This is a genomic window from Lentzea sp. NPDC020367 (assembly GCF_044387305.1).
GTDB lineage: Bacteria > Actinomycetota > Actinomycetes > Mycobacteriales > Pseudonocardiaceae > Lentzea.
The window spans coordinates 191,551-210,786 of record NZ_JBIRVV010000012.1 but is presented as its reverse complement, the minus strand read 5'-3'; the positions used below and the strand labels follow the sequence as shown (position 1 = coordinate 210,786).

General features: G+C 69.3%; 19 protein-coding genes and 1 pseudogene. 9 read left to right on the top strand and 11 right to left on the bottom strand.

Annotated elements, in window-relative coordinates:
• Positions 1 to 93: 93 nt before the first annotated feature.
• Positions 94 to 1,362, top strand: a pseudogene (locus ACH413_RS37055) (BTAD domain-containing putative transcriptional regulator); the annotation flags it as partial.
• A gap of 334 nt (positions 1,363 to 1,696) precedes the next feature.
• On the opposite strand, the gene ACH413_RS37050 reads toward ACH413_RS37055, so the two are convergent.
• The 3 genes from ACH413_RS37050 to ACH413_RS37040 are packed head-to-tail and all read right to left on the bottom strand — an operon-like array spanning position 1,697 to position 2,893.
• Positions 1,697 to 2,059, bottom strand: coding sequence for a MerR family transcriptional regulator (locus ACH413_RS37050; RefSeq protein WP_360039766.1), 363 nt, complete (start codon positions 2,057 to 2,059; stop codon positions 1,697 to 1,699).
• Positions 2,060 to 2,068: 9 nt separating this feature from the next.
• Positions 2,069 to 2,428 (bottom strand): hypothetical protein, encoded by a 360-nt coding sequence (locus tag ACH413_RS37045; RefSeq protein ID WP_360039769.1) that lies wholly within the window; start codon positions 2,426 to 2,428, stop codon positions 2,069 to 2,071.
• A gap of 42 nt (positions 2,429 to 2,470) precedes the next feature.
• On the bottom strand, positions 2,471 to 2,893 hold the full coding sequence (locus ACH413_RS37040; protein WP_360039772.1) for a hypothetical protein: 423 nt from the start codon (positions 2,891 to 2,893) through the stop codon (positions 2,471 to 2,473).
• Positions 2,894 to 2,955: 62 nt separating this feature from the next.
• Here ACH413_RS37040 and ACH413_RS37035 point away from each other — a divergent pair, with 62 nt between their 5' ends.
• Positions 2,956 to 3,696, top strand: coding sequence for a hypothetical protein (locus ACH413_RS37035; RefSeq protein WP_360039775.1), 741 nt, complete (start codon positions 2,956 to 2,958; stop codon positions 3,694 to 3,696).
• On the opposite strand, the gene ACH413_RS37030 is transcribed toward ACH413_RS37035, so the two are convergent.
• On the bottom strand, positions 3,693 to 3,908 hold the full coding sequence (locus ACH413_RS37030) for a hypothetical protein (protein ID WP_360039778.1): 216 nt from the start codon (positions 3,906 to 3,908) through the stop codon (positions 3,693 to 3,695). The genes ACH413_RS37035 and ACH413_RS37030 overlap by 4 nt on opposite strands.
• A gap of 104 nt (positions 3,909 to 4,012) precedes the next feature.
• Here ACH413_RS37030 and ACH413_RS37025 point away from each other — a divergent pair, with 104 nt between their 5' ends.
• Both ACH413_RS37025 and ACH413_RS37020 read left to right on the top strand, forming a co-directional pair.
• Positions 4,013 to 6,754, top strand: coding sequence for an AAA family ATPase (locus ACH413_RS37025; protein ID WP_360039781.1), 2,742 nt, complete (start codon positions 4,013 to 4,015; stop codon positions 6,752 to 6,754).
• Positions 6,755 to 6,928: 174 nt separating this feature from the next.
• The gene (locus ACH413_RS37020; protein WP_360039784.1) at positions 6,929 to 7,501 is read left to right on the top strand and encodes a dihydrofolate reductase family protein; all 573 of its coding nucleotides are present in this window, start codon (positions 6,929 to 6,931) and stop codon (positions 7,499 to 7,501) included.
• 1 nt (position 7,502) lies between these two features.
• Here ACH413_RS37020 and ACH413_RS37015 read toward each other — a convergent pair whose 3' ends face one another.
• The 4 genes from ACH413_RS37015 to ACH413_RS37000 are packed head-to-tail and all read right to left on the bottom strand — an operon-like array spanning position 7,503 to position 13,140.
• Entirely contained in the window at positions 7,503 to 8,165 is a 663-nt protein-coding gene (locus tag ACH413_RS37015) for an HAD family hydrolase (RefSeq protein WP_360039787.1), read from the bottom strand.
• Positions 8,162 to 9,034 (bottom strand): pseudouridine-5'-phosphate glycosidase, encoded by an 873-nt coding sequence (locus tag ACH413_RS37010; RefSeq protein WP_360039789.1) that lies wholly within the window; start codon positions 9,032 to 9,034, stop codon positions 8,162 to 8,164. Before ACH413_RS37010 ends, ACH413_RS37015 begins: the two co-directional genes overlap by 4 nt.
• Positions 9,035 to 9,041: 7 nt before the next feature.
• Positions 9,042 to 9,266 carry a tautomerase family protein gene (locus tag ACH413_RS37005; RefSeq protein ID WP_360039792.1) on the bottom strand — a complete coding sequence of 75 codons (225 nt, stop codon included), beginning with the start codon at positions 9,264 to 9,266 and terminating at the stop codon, positions 9,042 to 9,044.
• Positions 9,267 to 9,276: 10 nt separating this feature from the next.
• On the bottom strand, positions 9,277 to 13,140 hold the full coding sequence (locus tag ACH413_RS37000) for an amino acid adenylation domain-containing protein (protein ID WP_360039795.1): 3,864 nt from the start codon (positions 13,138 to 13,140) through the stop codon (positions 9,277 to 9,279).
• Positions 13,141 to 13,393: 253 nt separating this feature from the next.
• Here ACH413_RS37000 and ACH413_RS36995 point away from each other — a divergent pair, with 253 nt between their 5' ends.
• Genes ACH413_RS36995 through ACH413_RS36980 form a run of 4 tightly spaced genes read left to right on the top strand, consistent with a single transcriptional unit; the run spans position 13,394 to position 16,827 of the window.
• Positions 13,394 to 14,041 carry an ABC transporter permease gene (locus ACH413_RS36995; protein WP_360039798.1) on the top strand — a complete coding sequence of 216 codons (648 nt, stop codon included), beginning with the start codon at positions 13,394 to 13,396 and terminating at the stop codon, positions 14,039 to 14,041.
• Positions 14,034 to 15,146, top strand: coding sequence for an ATP-binding cassette domain-containing protein (locus ACH413_RS36990; RefSeq protein ID WP_360039801.1), 1,113 nt, complete (start codon positions 14,034 to 14,036; stop codon positions 15,144 to 15,146). Before ACH413_RS36995 ends, ACH413_RS36990 begins: the two co-directional genes overlap by 8 nt.
• Entirely contained in the window at positions 15,143 to 15,877 is a 735-nt protein-coding gene (locus ACH413_RS36985) for an ABC transporter permease (protein ID WP_360039804.1), read from the top strand. The genes ACH413_RS36990 and ACH413_RS36985 overlap by 4 nt, the downstream gene beginning before the upstream one ends.
• A complete protein-coding gene (locus ACH413_RS36980; RefSeq protein WP_360039807.1) occupies positions 15,874 to 16,827 on the top strand; it encodes a glycine betaine ABC transporter substrate-binding protein in 954 nt (317 codons plus the stop codon). The genes ACH413_RS36985 and ACH413_RS36980 overlap by 4 nt, the downstream gene beginning before the upstream one ends.
• Here ACH413_RS36980 and ACH413_RS36975 read toward each other — a convergent pair whose 3' ends face one another.
• Positions 16,828 to 17,352 (bottom strand): hypothetical protein, encoded by a 525-nt coding sequence (locus tag ACH413_RS36975; RefSeq protein ID WP_360039810.1) that lies wholly within the window; start codon positions 17,350 to 17,352, stop codon positions 16,828 to 16,830.
• A 133-nt stretch (positions 17,353 to 17,485) separates the two neighbouring features.
• Here ACH413_RS36975 and ACH413_RS36970 point away from each other — a divergent pair, with 133 nt between their 5' ends.
• Positions 17,486 to 18,022, top strand: a complete 537-nt coding sequence (locus ACH413_RS36970; protein ID WP_360039813.1) for a hypothetical protein — start codon at positions 17,486 to 17,488, stop codon at positions 18,020 to 18,022.
• Here the strand turns inward: ACH413_RS36970 and ACH413_RS36965 are convergent.
• Complete coding sequence (locus ACH413_RS36965) at positions 18,008 to 18,301, bottom strand: SelT/SelW/SelH family protein (protein ID WP_319977958.1); 294 nt, start codon at positions 18,299 to 18,301, stop codon at positions 18,008 to 18,010. The two genes, ACH413_RS36970 and ACH413_RS36965, sit on opposite strands and share 15 nt — an antisense overlap.
• Entirely contained in the window at positions 18,298 to 19,170 is an 873-nt protein-coding gene (locus ACH413_RS36960) for a helix-turn-helix transcriptional regulator (protein ID WP_360039816.1), read from the bottom strand. The genes ACH413_RS36965 and ACH413_RS36960 overlap by 4 nt, the downstream gene beginning before the upstream one ends.
• Positions 19,171 to 19,236 lie beyond the last annotated feature (66 nt).

Below are 19,236 nucleotides of genomic sequence, written 5' to 3'. Positions count from 1 at the left end.
GTCGGGAATGACACTGGAAGTCCGGTGTTCGGCATTGATTCGGCAACTGTGTGATCGGCTGCTCAGCGGCCGTTCCCGTGCTCCTGAAGGGGAGTGTGGCTCGTGAAGTTCGGACTGCTCGGCGATGTCGAGGTCCGCGTCGGTGGCCGGGTTCTGGACATCGGTCATTCCCGGCAGCGATGCGTGCTGGCGGTGTTGCTGGTCGAGGCGAACCGGCTGGTGCCCGTCGACGTGCTCGTGGATCGGGTGTGGGGCGAGAACGTGCCGCACCGGGCGCGCAACGCCGTCGCCGGATACGTGTCGCGGCTGCGGCAGGTGTTGCCGGACGAGGTGCGGATCGCCGGGCGGCAGGGCGGGTACGTGCTGACCGCCGACCCGATGTCCGTTGATCTGCACCGGTTTCACGCTCTCGTGGAACGGGCGCGCGCCCGGCCGGGCGAAGCCGTCGCGCTGCTGGATGAAGCGCTCGGGCTGTGGCGTGGCGAACCGTTCTCCACTGTGGACACTCCGTGGCTGGCGGGGGTGCGCACGGCGTTGGAGGCGCGGCGGTTCGCGGCTCTGCTGGACCGCAACGATCTGGTGCTGGCGCAGGGTCGGCACGCCGAACTGCTGGCCGAACTCGAAGCGATGGCCACGGCGTTCCCGTTGGACGAACGGCTTGCGGGACAGGTGATGCTGGCGCTGTACCGGTGCGGGCGGCAGGCCGACGCCTTGCTGCGCTACGAACAGGTCCGGCTGCGGCTGGCAGACGAGCTGGGTGCCGATCTGGGGCCCGGATTGCGGTTGCTGCACAGGAAGATCCTCACCGCGGACCTGGCGCTGCCGGCCGACGTGCCCCGGCAGCTGCCCGCGCCGCCGCGGTTCGCGGGCCGGGCCCGCGAGCTCGCCGCACTCGACGCCGCGCTGGCCTCGGGGCAGCGCATCGTGGCCGTGTCCGGCATGGCCGGTGTGGGCAAGACGGCGTTGGCGGTGCACTGGGCACATCGGGTCGCCGACCGGTTTCCCGGCGGGCAGCTGTTCGCCGACCTGCGAGGGTTCGGGCCGGGTGGACCGGCCGACGTGCCCGGCGCGGCGGGCAGGCGCATGCTCGTCCTGCTGGACAACGCCAGGGACGCGGACCAGGTCCGGCGGCTGTTGCCGCGCTTTCCCGGCTGCCTGGTGCTGGTCACGAGCCGCGACCGGCTGACAGGTCTGGTCGCCGCGGACGGCGCGCATCCCGTCCCGGTGGACCCGATGTCCACAGAGGACTCACGTGACCTGCTCGCCGGTCGTCTCGGCGGGCTCGCCGACGCGGGCTCCGTGACCGAGATCGTCACGAGGTGCGCCGGCCTGCCGCTCGCGCTGACCGTCGTGGCCGCGCGCATCGCCTGCACCGGGTTCGGGTTGCGGGAGATCGCGGCCGAACTGCGGGGCGGGCTCGACCCGTTCGACGGCGGTGACCCCGCCACGGACGTGCGCACGGTGTTCTCCTGGTCCTACCAGGCGTTGGGGCCGGAGGCGGCTCGGTTGTTCCGGCTGCTCGGCCGCCACCCCGGTCTGGAGATCTCGGTGGAGGACGCCGCGGCACTCGCCGGAACACCGCGGGTGCGGCCGTTGCTGGCCGAACTGGTCCGCGCACACCTGCTCGCCGAACGCCGGCCCGGTCGTTACGTCCTGCACGGTCTGCTGCGCGCGTACGCCGCGGAACTGGCCCTGCTCAGTCGCTCAGCGCCGCCACCACCGGGCACTGAGCCTGGACACCGTTCTCCGCGACGTCCAGCAACGCGAGCCGCACCCGGTCGAGGTCGCGCATCCGCTCCTCGATCTCGGCGACCTTGCCGGTGATCACGTCACCGACGTCGGGCGTCGTGGAGGCGGTGAGGATCTGCTCGACCTCGGTGAGCGTGAAGCCGAGCCGTGCCGCACGGCGGATGAACTTCAACCGCTTCAACGCTTCCCGGTCGTAGTGGCGGTAGCCGCCGTGGGTGCGGGCGGTGGGCACGACGAGGCCGCGGCGTTCGTAGAACCGCACGGTGCTGATGCCCACCCCGGCGGCGCGGGCCAGTTCGGATATGCGCACCACCGGACGCTACCTCCGGACCAGTGCGCGCAGCTGTGCCGCGCCCCAGAACAGCTCCAGCACCAGGAACCCGGCCAGCGCCGGCGTGTGCCCGTTCCACAACGCCCACGCGAACCAGAGGCTGAACAGGGCGCGCCCGGCGGTGTCGGCGGCGATCAGCAACGGTTCGGGGCGCAGCCAGCGGACGATCGACCACATCACCACGACCGTGCCGAACAGCGTGGAGAACAGGAGCGTCTCCCTGGTGTGGGGCGTGCCGAGGAGGTCCAGCACGAGCGCGCCGGTCCAGGGCGTGACGAACGCGATGCTCGCCACGAGGTCGTACAGCGCGCCGGCTTTGCCCCAGCGGGTCACGTGATCTTGTGTCATGCCGTTCACGATGAGCCCTGCACCGTGGTGCAGGGTCAAGCCCTATTTCCTGGTCAGCCAGAGGTACCCGCTGCCGAACACGACGGCGACCAGCCCCACGCCCCACAGGGTGAGAACCACGAGACCCTCGTAGTTCCGCCGCGCTTCGGGACCGTAGACGGCTTCGTGGGCGCCGACGTCGTACGCGCGCACAACGCTGCCTTGGCGGAGTTCGGGCCCGGTCCTGCCGTCCAGCCGGACGTCCTCGCGAGTCACCTTGCCGTCGTCGCTCGTGAAGGTGCCGTGCGGGCTGCTGCATCCGGCGCGCTTGCTGCAGGAGAAGCCCTCTCCGATCACGTAGTTGCCCGGTACACCGAGGTCGAAGAGGACCCTGGCACCCAGCCACGCCCCCTGCGCGCAGAACAGCACCAGCAGGAATCCGGCCACGATCGACGCGCCGATCACGCCCCGGTGTGAATCGTCCACTTCCCACCCCCTGTCCCCACTAACGTTGGCAGGCGAGTGGTTTGTTGACCTGGAGGAGCCACGTGACCGGCCAGATCGTGCGCCACGCCGGCCAGATCGAGGCCGTGCGCGTGCGGTTCGCGGCCGTGCACCAGGCCAGCGCGGTCGTCGTCGGCGACGAGACCGTGTACGGGCGGTTGTGCCGGTGGATCATCCACCCCGTCCTGGAGAAACACGCCCGGCAGGACGAGCTGGTCGCCTACGTCGAGGAGAACCTGCGGCTCATCGTGACCGGGTTGTACGACCTCTACGGCGTGCGGCCGCCTGATCCCGACCCCGTGCGGGAGGCCGCCGTGCCTTCGCTGGTCGCGCCGGTCGAGGACTCGGCGCGGGCGGCGATGGAGCTGATCGGGCCGTTGCGGGACGTGCTGGACGACCTCACCGGACTGCCGGACGTCGTCGCCGCACACGCGATGACCTGGTACAACATCGCGGCCGAGCAGCAGGACATGGCCGACGAGCTCGAAGGTCTGCTGGAGTACGACGCTCCCGAGTGGAGTGGTGCTCTGGAGCATCTGCGGTTGATGGGGCACAACATCGAGGCGATCCGCGGGCTCAGTTCGGTGTCGGCGGCGTTCGGGGAGATCACCGAAAGCGTCGGGGTGCTGGTCGCGCAGACCCGGCGGCTCGTGCGGGAGCTCGTGATCAGCCTGGCCGTGGCGCCGACGGACGCGACGCTGTGGCGGCTGGCGTGCCGGATCGCGGTGTACGGGGTGGCGCTCAACGCCACCCTCACGCACCTGGAGGACCGCCTCGAGGGTTAGGCCGCTCGTTGCGCGCGGCGGCGGGCGATCTGCGGCAGGAACCACATGTAGACGCCCGTTCCCATCAGGACGAACAACGGCAGCAGCGGCACGTACGACACCCACACCACCGAGCTGTCGACGGTCAGCGCGACGGCCGTGAAGACGACGGTGGCCATGAAGACCATGCTCACCACGCGGTGGAACTGACGGATTCCCTTGCTGCCGGCCATTTTCGCTGTCCTCCAGGGTCGTTGTTGAGGACAACGGTAAGAGCATCGCGCCGGCCCCGCTTCTCGATTCCTGACCGGCTGCGCAGCTAGTACTGTCGGGCGCCATGCAGTTCCAGTCCCCGGTGCTGGTCGGCCGGGTCGAGGAGACCTCAGCACTGCGGGCCGCGGTGACCAGGGCCGAGCACCGTCGCGGCGGTGCGATGTTCCTGGTGGGGGAACCGGGGATCGGCAAGTCGCGGCTGGCGTCCGAGATCGCCGGGCACGCCTCGCGCCGCGGGTTTCGCGTGCTCAGGGGGCGGGCGAGCCGGGCGGTGCCGCTGCGGGCGTTGTGCGAGGCGGTTCTGTCGGCGTTTCGCAAGGTCGGCGCACCCGATGAGCAGCAGCTCGGCGCCTATCTGCCCGTGCTGCTGCGGATGACCCCGGACGCGCCCGCAGGCGTTCCCGATCCGGCGGTGGTCAGGGCCGAGGCCGTGCTGCGGCTGCTCACCGCCGAGAAAACCCTTCTGGTGCTGGAGGATCTGCACGACGCGGACGGCGAGACCCTGGCCGTCGTCGACTACCTGCTCGACAACCTCGCGGACGAACCCGTCCTGCTGGTGGCCACGCTGCGGCCGCATCCCGATGGCGCGCGACGACTGGCGGACGAGGCCACCGCACGCCGGGTGGCCGGGACGCTGAGGCTGGCCGGGCTGACCGACGCCGAGGTCGCCGAACTCGCCCGCCACTGCCTGGGCGAACCCGCGCCGGCCGACGTCCTTAAGCAGCTGGCCGAGGTCTCCGACGGGGTGCCGTTCGTCGTCGAGGAGCTGATCAACGGCGACCTGCGGGCCGTGCCGCCGACGGTCGCGGCGGCCACACTCCACCGCGTCGACGCGCTCGGGCCCGAGTGCGTCGCGCTGCTCGAAACCGCCGCGATCTTCGGGCGGACGTTCCCGCTCGACGTCGTCGCTGCCGTCGCGAACAGCACGGACGAGCTGTGGCAGGACGCCGAACGCGCGCAGCTCGTCCACGGCCACCAGTTCCGGCACGCGCTGACCGCCGACGCGATCACGGGCCGGATGACGCCGACCGCGCGGGCGACGCTCGCCAGAAGAGCCGCGAGAGCCACGGAAGCGTTGCGTCCCACCGAGTTGGAGCTCATCGCCGAGCTGTGGGAGGCGGGCGGCGAGACCGCGAAGGCCGTGGGCTGCCTGGTGCGGGCCGGGAAGCACGCCGCCGCGCTCGGCCGGTTCGGCACCGCCGTCGAGCTGCTCGAGCGCGGCCAGGCCCTGACCGGCGACCCGGACCTCACCGCGGACCTGCTCGACGCGCTCGCCCTCGTCCTGCCGCTGGCCGCGGTCGTCGTTCCCGCCGACAACGGCGCCAGGGCCTTCGCACTGGGAGAACGGCTTCAGCAGGCCCTCACGGCGGCGCACGCCCAGCCCGAACGCCGCGCGGCCGTCCGGCTCGCGCAGGCCAGGGTCGCCGCCGTCGCGGGCCAGTGGGAACGCGGCCTCGACCTGCTCGAGACGGCCAAGGAGACCTGCGCGACCGTCGACGTCGTCAAGGCGGCGCTCCTGCTCGGGCTCAACCAGCTCGACCTGCTGCCCAAGGCCCGCGCCCTGGCCGAACGCGCCGCCGCCACGGGCACGCCGGAGATCGTCTGCGAAGCCCTCGAAGTGCTCACCCGGTGCACCAGGGGCCAGGACCTCGCCGAGGCCCGTCAGCACATTCAGCGCTGGCTCCAGGTCGCCGAACAGCACGGGCTCGCGGCGTGGCGGCTGCGGGCGTTGCTGGAACTGGGCATCACCGACAAGTACCTGACGGCCGGCGTCGACACCCTGCTGGCCGCCCGCCAGGCCGCGGCGGACACCGGCGCGATCGTGATCCTGATAGCCGCCGACCTGCACCTGGGCGCCACCTACCTGGTGCGCGGCGAGTACGAGGAATCCGCGAAGTACGGCGCGAGCGCGGGGAAGGCCGCCGGGAAACTGGGCCTGCACGCGTTGAAGGCGCTGGCCGTCGCGATCGAGGCCGGCATCGCCGCCATGCACGGCAACCGCAAGGCGACCGACCAGGCGCTGGCCCGGCTGCGTGACCACGGCGGCTCCGAGGAGATTTGGGCGTACAGCTCGGCGGTCTGCGCGTTGATGGAGGAGCAGTACGACCGCGCGCTGGCCGAGTTCGACGAGCTGGAGAACGCCGTCACGGAACCGCGCATCCTCCGCGGCACCTTCTACCAGGGCCCGCGGTTGCTGGTGCGGGTCGCGCACGGCCTCGCCGCCCGGCCGGAGTACGAACGGCTCGCCGAGTCGCACCTGTCCCAGGTCCGGCTGCACCGCACGTACTTCGCGTGGAGCCGCGCGATCCTGCTGGGCCGCGAAGGCCAGGTCGCGGGGGCCAACGCCGCCGCCGCCGAGGCGCTGGACCTGAGCACCGGCCTCGGCCTGCCGCGCTACCTGGGGCTCAGACTCGCCGGTCCGAGCGCGCTGGCGGACGGCTGGGGCGAACCGCTCGAATGGCTGCGCGAAGCCGAGGAGCACTTCCACCAGGAAGGTGTGCCCGCTGTCGCCGCCGCCTGCCGGGCCGTGCTGCGCGAGGCAGGCGCACCGCAGCAACGCCGCCGCCGTGACCACGAGACCGTGCCCGCCGACCTGCGCAAAGCCGGCGTCACCGTCCGCGAGTACGAGGTGCTGCGCCTGGTCGTCGACCGGTTCGGGAACGCCGAGATAGCGGAGCGGCTGTTCCTGTCCCCCCGAACGGTCGAACGCCACGTCGCGAGCCTCAAGGTCCGCACCGGCCGGCAGAGCCGCGCCGACCTCATCGCCTACGCCCGTCCGCTAATTGGGGGCTCAGTACCCATGTGAGCCGGGCCGCCGCCGGGAAGACTCCGTCACCTGACCGGCGGCGCTGGACTCGGTGGGGTGTTCAGCGCCGCCGTCACTCATGCCGGAAACTTTCTTGGCGCGAGATGTCGATACCGGGCATCTCCCGTTCGACGCACTGATGAGAGCAAGCGCGAACACACCAAGGAGAACCAGATGCGCACCCTGATCGCCACTGCCTTCGTCTCCCTCGACGGCGTCGTCGAGGCGCCCGGTGGCGAGTCCGGTCACCGCAGCTCCGGCTGGACCTTCAAGGACATCGAGTTCGACGAGGCCGCCTACGAGATCAAGGGCCGTGAGCAGGAAGAAGCCGCGGCCATGATGATGGGCCGGGTCAGCTACGAGGCGTTCGCGCCGGTGTGGCCGACGCTCGACTACTTCCCGCAGTACAACGCGATGCCGAAGTACGTCGTGTCCAGCACGCTCAAGGACGACCAGCTGGTCGACAACTGGGGCGACATCACGATCCTGCGCTCGCTGGACGACGTCGCCGCGCTCAAGGAGACCGAGGGCGGCCCGATCTCGCTGCACGGCAGTGCGACGCTGAACCGCAACCTCTCCGACGCGGGCCTGATCGACCGCTACCACCTGCTGGTGTTCCCGGTGCTGCTCGGCGCGGGCAAGCGGCTGTTCAGCGAGACCGACAAGGACAAGCAGATGCTCAAGGTCGTGGAGAGCGAGACGTACGCGAACGGCATCCAGAAGCTGGTCTACGACGTCGTGCGCTGAATCAGGTGCACTCTCGCACCGCGGCCACCACGCCGGCGAACGAGTCGACCAGCCAGGTCGGGTTCGCGCTGAGCAGCTGGTCGACGCTGTGCACGCCGTAGCTGACGGCGACGGACGACATCCCGGCACCGTGCGCCATGTGGATGTCGTGCGTGGTGTCGCCGACCATGACCGCGTTCGCCGGTGCCACGCCGAGCCTGCGCAGCACGAGGAGACCGGACTCCGGGTCGGGCTTGGGTTTCGAGACCTGGTCCGCGCCGACCACGACGGAGAACTCCTCGCGCAGGCCGGCGGCGGTGAGCAGTGCCTCGGCGTTCACGATGAACTTGCTGGTCGCGACGGCGAGCCGGAAACCGTCCTCCCGCAACGCCTGCAGCCCGTCGTACACGCCGGGGAACACCAGCTGCGTCGCCATCGGCAGCACGATCTTGCGGAACGTCGCCTGGTAGACCTCGACGCAGGTCGTGACGACCGGTTCGTCCTCGGGGACCCCGAGGACCTTGGCGAACGCGGACGGCAGCGGCAGCCCGATCGTGGCGCGGATGGTCGCCGAGTCCGCCGTGGGCAGGTCGAGCTGGGCGAACACCGCGGCGAACGTCGTGACGATCCCGCGCGGGGAGTCGACCAGCGTGCCGTCCAGGTCGAAGATCGCGCAACGGTTCACGAGGAGAACTCCTTCGCGTGGGCGGCGGCGAGCTCTCCGGCGACCTCGGCGGTGTTGATCAGCACCGCCATCTCGGCCTTCGCGGAACGCCCCTCCGTCGCGCGGTCAACGGCACGCTCAAGGTACTTCGTTCCCGCGGCGAGCACGGCTGTGATCACGGCCTCCATCTCGGCGCTGTCGATGGCGTCCGCGGGCTTGGTCGGCGTGGTGACGAGGAACGAGCCGCGGCTGCCGAGCGACCAGTGGCTCTCGATCGCACGGGCGAGCACGGCCGGGTCGTCGACGCGGTGCGGACTGCGCAGTCCGCTGGACACGCAGTAGAACGCGGGGAAGTCGTCTGACCGGTAGGCGACGACCGGAACGCCTTGCGTCTCCAGGAACTCCAGCGTGAGGCCGAGGTCGAGGGTGCTCCTGGCACCCGCGCAGACCACCGCGACCTTCGAGCGGGTGAACTGGACCAGGTCCGGCGAGACGCGCCGTGCATCGCGGTGCACGCCGCCGATCGCGGCCGTCGACAGGAACTTCAGCCCTGCCAGCTCGGCCGCGATCAACGTGGACGCGACGGTGGTCGCGGCCGTCGTCCCGCGGGCCAGCACGACCGGGAGATCCCGGCTGCCGGCCCGCGGCACACCTGGTGTGGAAGCGAACCGCTCGAGCTCGGTCTCCGAGAGACCGACGAGGATCCGGCCCTTGTCGACGCCGATCGTGGCGGGCACCGACCCGCTCGCCCGCACCGCGTCCTCGACCAGGCGCGCGGTCTCCGCGCTGTCCTGGCCGGACCTGAGCACGTCCGACGGCAGCGCCACGACGGGTTGCCCCGCCGTGATCGCCTCGGCCACTTCCTCGCCGTACACCAGGGGAATGTTCATCGGCACCTCAGTAGCTCGGGGTCTTGCGCAGGAACTCCTTGCGTTCCAAGATCTCCGGCGCGTAGACCTGTTCCTGCCACGCCTGCGGGTCGACCGGTTCCACGGCGATCGACACGACGCCCTCGTCGCAGCCGAACGCCCGTGTCACCGCCTCGGTGATGGCCGAGACCAGCTCGGACGTCTGCTCCTCGTTGAGCGGGGCGGGGAAGTGCTTGATGTTCACGTGCGGCACCGCGACCTCCTCACGACTGGCCTCCCGCGATGGCGAGAGTGACCGCCTTGGTGACGGCCGCGATCAGTTCGGCCATCTGCTCGTCGGACAGCAGCACCGGCACCGCCGCCGCTTCCTTGCGCACGGTGGCGTTCTGCTCCATCGACGCCAGCAGCTCGTCGATGTCGGGCTCGCGCAGCAGGCTGTAGTGGTCGGCCTCCAGCTCGACGACCACCGGGTCGGTGACCGAGAAGCCCTCGCTGCCCTCGATGAACGAGTAGTCGTCGCCCTGCGCCTTGAAGATCGTGAGCGGCGCGGTGATCGTGCGCTGGGCCAGTTCGCTGAAGGTGTACTTGAAGGAGAACGTCTCGGTGACGATCTTGATGATCCGCCGCACGAGCTCGCTGTCGAGGTCGCGGAACTCGCCGCTGATGAACGCCGCGAAGCTGTCCTCGTCCTTCGCGACCTCCAGGCACCGGCTCAGCCGGGCGTCGGTGATGCTGCCCGCGAAGACCGAGAACAGGATCGTCACGAACGCGCTGTTGTCGTAGGAGGCCTCGTCGCTGTCCCGCTCCGAGCGCACCTTCGGCGACCCCGGCGCGATCAGGTACAGGTTCGCGATCTCCTCGCCCGCCTGCTCCAGCTGGTAGGCGGTCTCGAACGCGACCCGCGCGCCGAAGGAGTAGCCCCACAACGTGTACGGGCCCTCCGGCTGGACCTCCTTGATGGCCTCGATGTCGGCCGCGGCCATCTCGCGGATCGTGCTGTACGGCGTCTCGCCCGCGTTGATGCCGTGCGCCTGCACGCCGTAGAACGGGCGCTCCGAACGACTTGCGAGCGTGCGCAGGTTCATCGGGTAGCCGCCCAGGCCGGGCCAGCAGAACACCGGCACCGCGTCCCCGTTGGGCTGCAACGGGACCAGCCGCGAGATCGGTCCCTCGTGCAGGCCGTCGACGCGCCGCGAGAGCTGCTCGATGGTCGGCGACTCGAACAGCACCTGCAACGGCAGGGTGGTGCCGAAGTCCTTGTTGATGCGGTTGACCAGGCCGACCGCGATCAACGAGTTGCCGCCGGTCTCGAAGAAGTCGTCGTGCGTCGAGACGGTCTCGCGCTTCATCAGCTTCTTCCACATCTCGCTGATGCGGCGCTCGGTGATGGTGCGCGGCGCGACGAACGGCCGGTCCTGGTCGTCGACGTTGGTCTTGTCCGACTTCTCCAGGGCCTTGACGTCGATCTTGCCGTTCGCGGTGACCGGCAACGCGTCCAGCACCACAACCTTGTTCGGGATCATGTAGTCCGGCAGGAAGTTGACCAGGTCGTCGCGGATCAGCTCGGCCGGGCCCTTCATGTGGACGACGTCCTCCTTCATGCCGGGGCTGCGGCGCTGGTCGTAGGAGACCTTGCCGCCCAGGAAGAAGTACGACGGCCCGTCGCTGCGGCCGGCGGCCTTCAGGATGTCGCAGATGCGCTTGGCCGACGGGAGGTCGTTGTTGGTCTTCGAGCTGTAGCCCGACGACATGAAACCGAGGTCGACGTCGTTGGCGGACAGGCGGTGCATCGTCCGGCCGAGGTCGATGTAGCGCCGCCACTGCTCCGTGGAACGGCCGATGGCGCTGATGCCGAAGCTCGCGCGCTCGTACACCGCCTGGTTGATGGCGATGACGTGCTTGCGCAGCACCAGGTCGTCGGACACGCGCTCGAACTCGCCGTCGGCGTAGCGGTACTGGCCGCCGGGCAGGTTCGTGACGCGGCCGGGGTGCGTCTGGACGTAGACGTCGACGTCGTCCTCGCGGATGCCGGTGTAGGCGCACAGTTCGAACGTGCCGAGGTAGTAGTCCTCGTCGGCGACGTCCAGCAGTTCCTTGGTCTCCGGGGTGTGCGCGGCGGCCGTGATGTCGAGTCCGTAGCCGGGCAGGACCTCTTCGAAGAGCCCGACCATGTGGCCGGTCTCGATCTCCAGGACCTCCTGGATGTTGTTGAGGTACACCGACTCGATCGCTGCCTTGCGTCCGATGAAGTGCAGTTTCGCCTGCGCCTCATAGCTTTCCGGCAGTGACGCGATCAGCACGAGCTGGTGGCGCAGCGGGTGGTAGTAGTACAACCCGCTCGGCAGGCCCGCGATGTGGTGCAGTTCCAGGTGGAGCTGGGTCGCGTAGAGCGAGCCCGGTGACGCGTAGCCGTACTTCGGCAGCAGCCGCTGGTCGCTGAAGTGCGCGCCGAAGTAGCGCAGGATCTCGCCCAGTTCCGCGAAGTGGATGGCCTTCGGGTCCTTGGAGCCCGCGCCGATCGGCTTGCGCTCCAGCAACCGCCGCAGGTCGGCGTCGGTGACCTGGCCGCCCTCGTAGAAGCGGTAGGACTTGCGCGAGAAGACGACCTTCCGTTGCAGGCACGAGGCTTCCTCGCCGGGCAGCTCGAAGCTCTGCCGCTCGCTGAGGTCGTCGCGCACGCCGGGGTTCGACAGCTGCGCGCGGACCTGCAGGCGGCTCGACTTCGACTGGTGGTGCGAGCCGGAGTTGCCCTGATCCATCAGGGCGGCTTCCTTGGGGTTCAGCTCCACGCATGCGATCAGGTTCTGGAACCCCGTGCGCTCGTCCTCCTTGACGATCACCGCCGCGTTGCGCACCCAGTCGTGCGTCTCGATCGCGAGCCGGATCTCGTCCAGCTCGACCCGGTAGCCGCGCAGCTTGACCTGGCTGTCCGCGCGGCCGGCGAACTGCACGGTGCCGTCGAGGTTCTGCGTCACGAGGTCGCCGGTGCGGAACATGCCGTCCACGAACCGTTCCTCGGTCAGCTCCGGCTGGTGCAGGTAGCCGCGGGCGACCTGGACGCCACCGATGTAGAGCTCGCCGATCTCGCCCGGCGTGACCATGTCGCGGTTGGCGTCGAGAACCAGGTACGTCGTGTTCGCGACGGGCAGGCCGATCGAGATGGACTTGGGTGCCTCGGCGAGTTCGGCGGGGTCGACCACGTGCGACGACGAGTTGATCGTCGTCTCCGTGGGGCCGTAGAGGTTGATGAGCCGGACGTTCGGCATGTCCGCGACGAACGCCTGGGCCAGTGTGCGGGACAAGGCCTCGCCACCGCTGAAGACCTGCTTCAGCGACGTGACGGTGTGGAACTCCTCGGTGTCGATCAACGCCTGCAGCAGCGTCGGCACGCACTGCAGCGTGGTGACGCCGTGCTCGCGCATGGTCTCGATCAGCATCTCGGGGTCGCGGTAGATGCCGGGGCGGCCCATCACCACGGTGCTGCCGACCGCGGGGGCGAGGATCTCCCACTGCGCCGCGTCGAAGCTCATCGGCGTCTTCTGCACCACGCGCTTCGTGCCGTCGATGGCGTGGGTGTCGTGCAGCCACAGCATCTGGTTGACGATGCTGCGGTGCTCGATCATCACGCCCTTGGGCCGGCCGGTGCTGCCCGAGGTGTAGATGATGTAGGCGAGGCTGTTGCTGGAAGGGGAGAAGCCGTCGTCGAACGCCTCGTCGCAGTCGTCGAGCGTGACGATCCTCGTGGTGCTGGGCGCGAGTTCGGCCAGGCGTTGCTTCAGCGCGGGCTGCGTCACGACGACCTTCGTGCGCGAGTCCTCGATCATGTACCGGAGCCGCTCCTCCGGGTACTCCGGGCTCAGCGGCAGATAGGCGCCTCCTCCGCAGAGGATTCCCCAGGCGCCGACCACGAGGTCGAGCGATGGTTCGACGAACATGCCGACGCAGTCGTCCTCGCTGATGCCGAGGCGGCGCAGATGCGTGGCGAGCGCGGAACTCTGCTCGAAGAGTTCGCCGTAGGTGATGCTTTCTTCACCGAAGACGACGGCTGTGCGATCGGGGTGTTCCTCCACCTGCTTGCGCAGCAGGTCCGGGAGGCAGCCGCCGTCCACTTCAGCTTCGTGCGACATCTCAGAAATCCCCCAAGCGGTCGACAGGCATGAGTGGTGCGAGCGCGTTCTTGGTTAGTTGAAGAACGTATGAGTAACGGCTCGAAACCCACTGGAGTGACCTGCCCGGTGGTCAGCCGAGGAGGTCTACCAGAACAGCCTTGAACGACAACGGATTCCCGCGCACTGAGACGGGTGGTTCGGTGGCGAATGGTTGCCTGACCGTCCACAGTGGTGTTGGGTAGACGCCAACTTCGAGGGCGGGGCCACGAGGATGAATGTTCTGCAGTACGTGGCCGATCGGTGGGATCGGCTGTCTTTGCAAGCGTTTTTGCACGTCAGTGCCGTTGTGCAGTGCACAGTCCTGGCGACTGTGCTCGGTGTGGCGATCGGGGTCGCGGTCTATCGCAGCCCGGCCGGATCCGCACTGGCCACGGCGTTGGCGAGCACGATTCTGACCATTCCGTCGTTCGCGCTGCTGGCGTTGCTGATTCCGGTGTTCGGGCTGGGCGCGAACACGACTGTCGTCGCATTGGTGCTTTACGCCTTGTTGCCAATAGTTCGCAACACGGTGGTAGGACTGGCCGGAGTGGATCCGGCTGTGAGTGATGCCGCAAGAGGGATTGGGATGAGCAGATTCGGGGTACTCGCGCGCGTTGAGTTGCGCTTGGCGTGGCCCGCGATTCTGGCCGGAATGCGGGTCGCGACGCAGATGCTGATGGGTATTGCCGTGATCGCGGCGTATGCGAAAGGGCCGGGTTTGGGATCAGAGGTGTTCTCCGGACTCGCGAACGCGGGCAGTGCGAACTCGATGAACCAGGCCCTCGCCGGAACGATCGGCGTGGTGATCCTCGCCCTGCTGCTCGACGGCGTGTACGTGCTGGTCAACCGTTTCACCGTGTCGAGGGGCGTCCGTGGCTGAAGGCATCGAGATCCGGCTCGACCACGTCACCAAGCGGTATCCGGGGCAGAAGGCGGCGGCGGTCGACGACTTCTCGATGGTCGTGCCCGCCGGGCAGATCGTCGTGTTCGTCGGCCCGTCCGGCTGCGGCAAGACCACGACCATGCGGATGATCAACCGGTTGATCGAGCCGACGTCCGGCACGATCACGATCGGCGGCGAGGACGCGCTGAGGATCGACCCGGACGACCTGCGCCGGCGCGTCGGCTACGCGATCCAGCAGGCGGGGTTGTTCCCGCACTTCACGGTGGCGCAGAGCATCGGGATCGTGCCGGGACTGCTCGGCTGGGACAAGAAGAGGATCGCGGCCCGCGTCGAGGAGATGATGGACCTCGTCGGGCTCGATCCCGGCGAGTTCTCCGACCGCTTCCCGCGTCAGCTCTCGGGCGGCCAGCAGCAACGGGTCGGCGTCGCCCGCGCGTTGGCCGCCGATCCGCCGGTGCTGCTGATGGACGAACCCTTCGGCGCGGTCGACCCGATCACCCGCGGGCACCTGCAGGACGAGTTGCTGCGGCTGCAGAGCGAGCTCCGCAAGACGATCGTGTTCGTCACGCACGACTTCGACGAGGCCGTGAAGCTCGGCGACAGGATCGCCGTGCTGGGCGACCGGTCCACGATCCTGCAGTACGACACCCCCGACGCGATCCTCGCCAACCCGGCGGACGACACGGTGGCAGGGTTCGTCGGCGCCGGTGCGTCGCTGAAGGCGCTGACGCTGACACGGGTGCGGGACGTCGAACTGGGCCAGGCCGTCACGGCGCGCGCGGACGCCGATCCGTCCACAGTGGAGACCGGTGACGCGAAGTTCGTGCTGGTGCTCGACCAGCGCGACCGGCCGGTGCGGTGGGTGCGGGCGAGCGAACTGAAGCGTGCGACGTCGCTGCATCGCATCGGCCAGCCGGTGCAGGACTCGGTGTCGCTGCAGTCGACGCTGCGGGACGCGCTGGAAGCGATGATCACCGAGGGAGGCCACGCCGTCGTCACCGGTGGCCGCGGCGAGTACGTGGGCACGATCGACCTCTCGACCGTCACCGAGGTCGTGCAACAGCTGCGGGCGAACGCGTGACGGCCGGGCGGATCCGGTTCTGGGCGCAGCCCGTCGCGGTGCTGCTGATCGTCGGCGGTGTGCTGGCGTGGGTGTTCTCCGGTGAGCTGACGGCGACCGAGAAGGGCACGCTGAACGCGTCGTCGTTGCTGACCGCGCTGCGCGACCACCTGGCGATGACGGTCGTGGTGACCGCGATCGTGGTGGTGGTCGCGGTACCGGCCGGGATCGTCGTGACCAGGTCGTGGGCCCGCTTTCTCGCCCCGGTGTTCCTGGCGGTCGCGAACGTCGGCCAGGCCGCGCCCGCACTGGGCGTGCTGGTGCTGTGGTTCCTGGTCACCGGTGCTTCCGGCGGGCTGTGGGTGGCCGCGCTGCCGCTCGCGTTCTACTCGCTGCTTCCCGTGCTGCGCAACACGATCGTCGGCATCCAGCAGGTCGATCCGTCCCTTGTGGACTCCGGTAGGGGCATCGGCATGTCGGCGTCCGCCGTGCTGTGGCGCGTCGAGCTCCCGCTGGCCGTTCCGCTGATCCTGGCCGGTCTGCGCACCGCGCTGGTGCTCGCGGTCGGCACGGCCACGTTCGGGCTGTTCGTCAACGCCGGCGGGTTCGGGTTGCTGATCGACACCGGCTACAAGCTGAACCTGATGAAGGTCCTGGTGACCGGCTCGGCGCTGGCGGCGGGACTCGCGCTGCTGGTCGACTGGGTCGGCGCGGTGATCGAGCAGTGGTTCGGCCCCAAGGGGGTCCGATGAGGAAGTTCGCACTCGTTCTGGTGCTCTGCCTGGCCGGTTGTGGCCTGGACGTCAACAGCGCGTTGCCCTACAAGGTGTTGCCGGGTTCGATCCAGCCGGACCAGTCGCTCCAGGGCGTCGAGATCACCGTGGGGTCCAAGGACTTCACCGAGAACATCCTGCTCGGCTACCTGGCCGAGATGGCGTTGTCCGCGGCCGGCGCCGACGTCGTCGACCTGACCGACCTGAAGGGCTCGCAGACCGCCCGGCAGGCGCTGCTCAACGGCGAGGTCGACGTCACCTGGGAGTACACCGGCACCGGCTGGATCAACTACCAGGGCAACGAACTCCCGGTGCCCGGCAGCGAACAGGCGCAGTACGACGCCACGAAGAAGGCCGACCTGGAGAAGTACGGCGTCGAGTGGCTGGCCTACTCGCCGCTCAACGACCAGTACGCGTTCGCCGTCACCGAGGCCTACGGCGAGCAGCACGGCCTGAAGACCACCTCGGACCTGGCGGTGTTCCTGACCCAGAACCCGGACCAGGCGGTGTTCTGCCTGGAGACCGAGTTCACCAGCCGCCAGGACGGTTTCCCGGCCGCACAACGCACCTACGGCTTCCCGACCACCGAGGTGAAGAACTTCGGCATCGGCACGATCTACTCGGCGGTCGCGGGTGGCACCTGCCCGGTCGGTGAGGTGTTCACGACCGACGGCCGCATCGCCGCGCAGAAGCTCCGCGTGCTGGAGGACGACAAGAAGGCGTTCCCGCAGTACAACGTCGCGCCGACCGTGCGCGCCGAGTTCCTCGCCCGGTATCCGCAGATCCGCGGCCCGCTGGAGAAGGTGAGCGCCGCGCTGACCAACGACCAGATGATCGAGCTGTGCCGTCAGGTCGACGTGGAGGGCAGGGACGCGGGCGAGGTGGCGCGCGACTGGATGGTGTCGAAGGGGTTCATCAGGACGGACTGATCAGCGCATCGCCCGTCCGACCGGCGGCAGCACCGAGACCATCGCGGCGGCCAGCCACAGCATCAGCGCGATGCCCGGCACGATGATCAGCGTGCCGGCGTGGTTGATCGTCAGCCGGATGACGGCGAAGACGTAGTAGGCGACCACGAGGAACCCGAGCCCGGCGAGGATCCAGCGCGCGAACCCGAGCCGCGCGATCACCAGTGCGGCGAGCAGCAGCACCACACCGCCCGCGACGTAGGTGGCGACGATCGCCGGGTCACCGTTGGCGATGAAGCCGCGCCCGAACGCCAGTCCGAGCAACGCGACGGCGGCCTCCGGGGTCTGCCGGATGCCCTTGCCGTCGGCGGAGTTCAGCCCGGCCAGCACGAAGCACAGCACCGCGACCAGCAGCCACAGTCCACCCGCGAGGAACGCCGGCGCGACGCTCGGGCGCAACGGCTGGCCCCAGCCGGGGGCGGGGCCGTAACCCTGACCGTGTCCCTGCGGCGGCTGCTGCGCCTGCCAACCCTGGTTCGGATGCACGGCAGCCACCCTACGAGCCGTGAGGCCAGGCCGCAGGGAATTCGCAGAAGGCTTAGCACGGCAGGCGTTTTGCCCGATTGACGATGCCTGCCAGGCGCGGGAGGTTGTGGGGAAACCGAAGGGGGAGAACCGAATGCGATCAACCCTGTTAGGTGTCGTGCTGGCCTTGGGCGGCATGGTGGTCGGGGTAGGACCGGCGAGTGCGGCGGGACCGTGCTCGGTCAACACGACGCGGACGACTCCGGGCGGCTACGTCGCCAAGATGACCTGCTCCAGCCCGGACGCGTTCATCGACGGGTACGGCAGCACGACCGGTGACGCGAACCGGGAAGGCTTGCTGCTGCGGCAGTTCCAGAGCAACGGCGGTCCGTTGTGCAGCGGCGACAGCAGCCGCGCGGACGTCGGCGGTTTCCGGATCAGCATGTCGTGCGCCAAACCGACCTCGTTCGTCGACGCGTTCGGCACCACGCTCACGGACGCGGCGCGGGAAGCCCGGCTGCTCAAGGAGATCGCCCCCGGCCGGTTCTGCACGCACGACCGCGTGCGCGCCATCTCCGGCGGGTACGAAGTCTCGGGCGGCTGCACGAAGCCGACCATCTGGTTCAGCGGTGTCGGTGCCACCGTGACGCAGGCCGCGGAGAACGCGCGACTGTCCTCAGGCGTCGGCTGAGTTCTTGCGATCGGTGTGGCCCAGGGACCGTTCCGGCGCCACCCGGTCGCGCACGAGCTGCTTGAGCACGGCGAGGTCCGGGAAGCCCTCCTGAACCTTCCGCGACCACAGGGTCTCGCCGTCGAGCCGCACGTCGAACACGCCTCCGGTGCCGGGGATCAGCGCGACCTCGCCCAGTTCCGCGGTGAACGTGGTCAGCAGCTCCTGCGCGGTCCAGCCGGCACGCAGCAACCACCGGCACTGGGTGCAGTACTCGATCTCCAGACGCGGTGTCCTCATGACTGAGTCTTAACAGACTCTCCCGTACGGGTCGCGTCCTTGCCCCAGCTGGCCAGCAGCTGCAGCGCCTGAGCGGACGGCGTGCCGGGCTCTGCGTGGTAGCTGCTCAGCCACAGGTCGGGCTCGCTGGGCAGCCGCAGCGTCTCGTACGACAGCCTCATGTCGCCGACGAGCGGGTGGCGGAACACCTTCGTGCCGAACGTCTTCTCCTTGACGTCGTGCCGTGCCCAGAGCTGGCGGAACAGCTCGCTCTTCACCGACAGCTCGCCGATCAGGCTGGTCAGTTCGGGGTCGTTCGGGAAGCAGCCCGCGTCCATCCGCAGGAACGCGACGACGTCGGCGGCCTTGCTCTCCCAGTTGTGGAAGAGCTGCTGGGTGGAGGGGTTGAGGAAGATCAGCCGCGCCCAGTTCCGGTCGCGCGGCGCGAGCTCGCTCCAGTCGCCGAACACCGCCGCGGCCATCGAGTTCCACGCGTAGATGTCCGTGCGCCGCCCGCCGATGTACGCGGGCACACCCAGGTTGTCGAGCAGGTGCTTCAGCGCCGGCCGGACCTCGCGGGTGACCCTCTTCTTCCGGTTCCCGTACGGGCAGTTCGTGAGGTTTCGCAGGTGCGTCTGCTCGGTCTCGTTGAGCTGCAACGCACGTGCGATCGAGTCGAGGACCTCGTCCGAGACGTTGCGGCCGTTGCCCTGCTCAAGCCGTGTGTAGTACGCCACGGAAACGCCTGCGAGCTGCGCCAGTTCCTCACGGCGCAGGCCCGGCACACGGCGCGTGCGGCCGTAACGGGGCAGTCCGACGTCGTCGGGGGACAGCCGCGCCCGGCGGCTGCGCAGGAACTCGCTCAGCTCGGTGCGCGGGTCTACGTCCATGCGTCCGAGTATCCCCGGCCAGGGCGAACCGTGCCTGCTACTGCTGGTAGTAGGCACGCCAGACGT

Bases quoted from the DNA above. Each gene is read 5' to 3' on its own strand.
- ACH413_RS37045 (WP_360039769.1), bottom strand. From the start codon at position 2,428: ATGACACAAGATCACGTGACCCGCTGGGGCAAAGCCGGCGCGCTGTAC.
- ACH413_RS37030 (WP_360039778.1), bottom strand. From the start codon at position 3,908: ATGGCCGGCAGCAAGGGAATCCGTCAGTTCCACCGCGTGGTGAGCATG.
- ACH413_RS37025 (WP_360039781.1), top strand. From the start codon at position 4,013: ATGCAGTTCCAGTCCCCGGTGCTGGTCGGCCGGGTCGAGGAGACCTCA.
- ACH413_RS37020 (WP_360039784.1), top strand. From the start codon at position 6,929: ATGCGCACCCTGATCGCCACTGCCTTCGTCTCCCTCGACGGCGTCGTC.
- ACH413_RS37010 (WP_360039789.1), bottom strand. From the start codon at position 9,034: ATGAACATTCCCCTGGTGTACGGCGAGGAAGTGGCCGAGGCGATCACG.
- ACH413_RS37000 (WP_360039795.1), bottom strand. From the start codon at position 13,140: ATGTCGCACGAAGCTGAAGTGGACGGCGGCTGCCTCCCGGACCTGCTG.
- ACH413_RS36995 (WP_360039798.1), top strand. From the start codon at position 13,394: ATGAATGTTCTGCAGTACGTGGCCGATCGGTGGGATCGGCTGTCTTTG.
- ACH413_RS36980 (WP_360039807.1), top strand. From the start codon at position 15,874: ATGAGGAAGTTCGCACTCGTTCTGGTGCTCTGCCTGGCCGGTTGTGGC.
- ACH413_RS36970 (WP_360039813.1), top strand. From the start codon at position 17,486: ATGCGATCAACCCTGTTAGGTGTCGTGCTGGCCTTGGGCGGCATGGTG.
- ACH413_RS36965 (WP_319977958.1), bottom strand. From the start codon at position 18,301: ATGAGGACACCGCGTCTGGAGATCGAGTACTGCACCCAGTGCCGGTGG.
- ACH413_RS36960 (WP_360039816.1), bottom strand. From the start codon at position 19,170: ATGGACGTAGACCCGCGCACCGAGCTGAGCGAGTTCCTGCGCAGCCGC.